1 protein-coding gene is annotated in these 3031 nt (G+C 68.7%); it reads right to left on the bottom strand.

The genetic code is table 11. From position 1 onward, the window contains the following. The coding region (locus tag AC1D1T_RS31425; RefSeq protein WP_477993277.1) for a cadherin-like domain-containing protein at window positions 1-3031 on the bottom strand (3031 nt) is incomplete at both ends.

The following is a 3031-nucleotide window of genomic DNA, read 5'->3' on the forward strand; positions in this document are numbered from 1 at the left end:
GTCTCGGTCAGAGATTGATCAGCGCGCAGCGCCTGAACCGTGGCGTTGTTGTTGGCGGCGGCGTAGGTCCAGGTGCCATCAGCGGCGAGCGTGAAGGTGCCGTAGGTGCCCGCGGTGGCAGGCTGAGCCTGGAACACGGCCTGGCCGTTGTCGACGTCGGTGACAGACAAGGTGCCACCGGTCGTCAGGTTGCCGGAAGCGTTGACCGCGGTGTCTTCAGTGACGGCGCCCGAGGTGGCACCGCTGATCACGGCCACATCATTCGTGCCGTGGATGGTGACGGTGACGCTCGACGAGGTCTCATCAGCGCTCTTGACGGTGAAGGTCTCCGCCAGCGACTGATCCGCGCGCAGGGCTTGGATCGTCGCGTTGCTGTTCGCAGCGGTGTAGGTCCAGGTGCCGTCGGCGGCGAGCGCGAAGGTGCCGTAGGTGCCCACGGTGGCCGGTTGAGCCTGGAACACCGCCTGGCCGTTGTCGACGTCGGCGACAGACAACGTACCACCGGTCGTCAGATTGCCGGAAGCGTTGACAGCCGTGTCCTCCGTGACGGAGCCGGAAGTGGCGCCGGAGATGACAGCGGTGTCGTTCGTGCCCTGGATGGTGACCGTGACACTCGACGAGGTCCCATCGGCGCTCTTGACCGAGAAGGTCTCGGTCAGCGATTGATCGGCGCGCAGCGCCTGGACCGTGGCGTTGCTGTTCGCAGCTGCATAAGTCCACGTGCCATCGGCGGCGAGTGTGAAGGTGCCGTAGGTGCCGACAGTGGAAGCCTGGGCCTGGAACACCGCCTGGCCGTTGTCGACGTCGGCGACAGACAAGGTGCCACCGGTGGTCAGGTTGCCGGAGCCGTTGACGGCCGTGTCTTCGGTGACGATACCCGAGGTGGCACCGCTGATCACCGCCACATCGTTCGTGCCCTGGATGGTGACCGTGACACTCGACGAAGTGCCGTCGGCGCTCTTGACCGTGAACGTCTCCGTCAGCGATTGATCAGCACGCAACGCCTGGACCGTGGCGTTGCTGTTTGCAGCTGCATAGGTCCACGTGCCATCGGCGGCGAGCGTGAACGTGCCGTACGTCCCCGCCGTGGCAGCCTGCGGCTGGAACACCGCCTCGCCCGCATCCGGATCGACGATCGCCAGCGTGCCGCCCGTCCTGAGCTGTCCGCCCGCATCGACCGCCGTGTCTTCCGTGACCGAGCCCGAGCCCGGGGTGATCACGGCTGCATCGGCCACCGGCGTCACGTTCAGGCTCAGCGTGTTCGGTGCCGCATCGAAGGCACCCGCGCTGTCCTGCACGCTGAAGCTGAACGACGCATACGGCGCGCCGTTGCCATTGGCCGCCGGCACGTACACCAGGTGGCCGGCGTTGATCTCGGCCACCGAGATGATCTGTCCGGCGACGACCGCCGCGCCGTTCAGCAGCAGCGTGCCGGCCGCCGGCGGCGTGTCGATGCGCACGTTCGTGAGCGTCTGCCCCGCATCCGCATCGGCAAAGCCGAAATCGCCCGGCTGCACCGTGTAGCTGCTGTCTTCGGCCAGCGTGCGTGTCACGTCCGCGCCGGTCGGCGGCGTGTTGGTGCCGACGTTCACCGTGACGTTCGCGGTGGCGCTCGCGCCGCTCGGGTCGGTCACCGTGTACTGGATCTGCACCGCGCCGCTGAAATTGGTGGCCGGCGTGAAGACCACGTGGCCGCTCGCGTCGACCGACACCGAGCCCTGGGCCGGGTTGGCCAGCACCGGGTTGCTGACGGTCAGCGTGTCGCCGTCGACATCGTGGTCGTTGGCCAGCACGTCGATCGTCACCGAGGCGTTGATGGCGGTCGAGGCGATGTCGTCGGCCGCCACCGGTGCGTCGTTCACCGAGGTGATCGTCAGCGCCAGCTGCGCCGTCGAGGTGGCCGTGCCGTCGCTCAGCGTGTAGGTGACGACCGGCACGGCGCCGTGCCAGTCGGGGTTCGGCGTGAAGGTGTAGCTGCCGTCGGCATTGAGGCGCAGCGAGCCCGTGGCCGGATCGACGGCCGTCAGCCCGGCCGCATAGGTGTTGCCGTTGAAGCTGAACTGCGTCACCGACAGCGTATCGTGGTCGGCGTCGGTGTCGTTGGCCAGCACATTGCCGCTGGCGGTGCTGTCTTCGTCGAAGGCCTTGCCGTCGTTCACGCCCACCGGCGCATCGTTCACCGCGGTCACGGTGATGTCGAGCGAGGCCGTCGAGCTCGCGCTGCCGTCGCTCACGGTGTAGGTGACGGTCGGCACCGCGCCGTTGTAGTTCGGCGCCGGCGTGAAGGTGTAGCTGCCGTCGGCTGCGATCAGCAGCGTGCCGACGTTGGCGAGGGTCGCCGTCTGGCCCGCGGCATAGGTGCTGCCGCCGATGCTGAACTGCGTCACCGCGAGGCTGCTGCCCGCGTCGACATCGCTGTCGTTGGCGAGCACGCTGCCGAGCAGCGGCGCGTCTTCGGTCGCGCTGCCGGTGTCGTTGACCGCCACCGGCGCGTCGTTCGTGCCGTTGACGGTGATCACCACGCTGCGCGTCGTGCCGTCGGCGGTGGTCACGGTGAAGCTGTCGGTCACGCTGGTGCCCGCCGCCAGCGACTGCACGTTCGGCGCCGCGTTGTTCAGCGCGTAGCTCCAGGTGCCGTCGCTCGCGAGCGTGAAGCTGCCATGGGCCCCGGCGCTGCCGCTCTGCGCGACGAAGACGGATTCGGCCGGGCCGTCCGGGTCGACGACCGTCAGCTTGCCGGTGCTGCCCGGCACCTGGTCTTCGGTGACGCTGCCGGTGAGCGGGCCGGTGATCACCGGCGCATCCGGCGTCGCCGCGACGTTGATCGTGACCGCCGAAGCGGTCGGCGTCGTGCCGTCGCTCACGGTGTACGGGATGTTGACCGGGCCGTTGAAGTCCGCCGCGGGCGTGAAGGTCAGCGTGCCGTCCGGATTGAGCGAGACCGTGCCCTCGGGCAAGGTCACCGGGCTGCCGACCGCGATCGGCTGGCCGGCCACCTGGGTGACGCTCAGCACAGGGCCGTCGACATCGG

The organism is Rhizobacter sp. P2_H3 (assembly GCF_056403355.1).